Annotated in this window: 1 protein-coding gene; it reads left to right on the top strand. The window is 65.2% G+C overall.

The window, feature by feature from the left end; all coding sequences use genetic code 11:
- The first annotated feature begins 66 nt into the window (after positions 1 to 66).
- Positions 67 to 1413, top strand: coding sequence for an IS701 family transposase (locus OC446_RS30340; protein WP_262032583.1), 1347 nt, complete (start codon positions 67 to 69; stop codon positions 1411 to 1413).
- Positions 1414 to 1488 lie beyond the last annotated feature (75 nt).

The raw sequence follows: 1488 nt of genomic DNA, 5'->3' as shown, positions 1-1488 counted from the left end.
TACTACTGTGTCATAAACTGACGGGTCGGGGTATAGTCGGAGGTGCCATCATACGGAGGGCGTGTGATGAACCTTCCTATCCCATCGGAGACGCGCGAGGCGCGGTTTGCCGCGTATGTTGATGCCCTTGCGGAAGGGCTCGGCCATGCCGATCGGATCGCCCCGATGCAGGCCTACTGTACCGGGCTGCTCCTGCCGGGTGAACGCAAGAGCATCGAGCCCATGGCGGCCCGGCTCGCCCCTCACCGCGCCCGGGCGGCCCACCAATCCCTGCATCATCTCGTGGCGCAGGCCGAGTGGTCGGATGAGATCCTGCTGGCGAGCGTGCGCAAGCAAGTGCTGCCCGTCATCGAACGGCATGGGGCCATCCGGGCCTGGATCGTCGATGATACCGGCTTTCCCAAGAAGGGCAGCCATTCGGTTGGAGTGGCCCGGCAATACTGCGGACAGTTGGGCAAGCAGGACAACTGCCAGGTCGCTGTGAGCCTGTCGCTGGCCAATGATCACGCCAGTCTGCCGATCGCCTTTCAGATTTATCTGCCCAAGGAATGGGCGCAGGACTCGCGACGGCGCGCCAAGGCCGGCGTGCCAGAGACGGTTGCCTTCCACAGCAAGCCAACCATCGCACTCGCCCAGATCCGGGCGGCCCTGCTGGCGGGGGTGTCTCCGGCGGTGGTGCTGGCGGATGCCGGCTATGGCTCTGAGACGGCGTTTCGCACCGCGCTGACCAACATGGGCCTGACCTACATCGTCGGCATTGCGTCGAGCACCAGCCTCTGGGCGCCCGGCACCGGGCCCCTGCCGCCGCAGCCCTGGAGCGGGCACGGGCGTCCGCCTACACTTCTGCGGCGGGATCCGCAGCACAAGCCGGTCTCAGCCCTGAAGTTAGCGAAAGATCTGCCCCACAGGGCTTGGCACGTGATCACGTGGCGGGAAGGCTCCAAGGTTCCGCTGACGTCGCGCTTTGCGGCCGTGCGGGTGCGGCCGGCGCACCGCGACTACTGGCGCGCGACCCTGCGGCCAGAGGAGTGGTGTCTGATCGAATGGCCCGTGGGCGAGAAGCGACCGACCAAGTACTGGCTCTCGACCCTGCCGGCCAACACCGTCCTGAGGGACCTTGTTGATCTGGCAAAACTGCGCTGGCGCATTGAGCGGGATTATCAGGAGCTCAAGCAGGAGATCGGTCTGGGACACTTTGAGGGGCGGGGCTGGCGCGGCTTTCATCACCATGCCACGCTGTGCATTGCAGCTTACGGGTTTCTGGTTTCCGAGCGGAGCCGGTTTTTCCCCTCAGCGCCCGTCCGCCTCGCGATCCGCAATGCGCCGAGACCCTCAAAGGCGGGCAATCCCGGTGGCCGCGCCCATCCGTCCCGAACGCCACGTCGCCCAGTCGATCGCCACCATCCGGGCTGAACTTATCTGCGCTCTCGTGCGAAGGCTCCCACGATGTCCCTGCTGCCACACAAAGTTTATGACACAGTAGTACTA

This window comes from Microvirga sp. Mcv34 (assembly GCF_024519725.1).
Lineage (GTDB): Bacteria > Pseudomonadota > Alphaproteobacteria > Rhizobiales > Beijerinckiaceae > Microvirga.
Note: the sequence above shows the minus strand (reverse complement) of the source record. Positions and strands in the feature narration are given on the sequence as shown.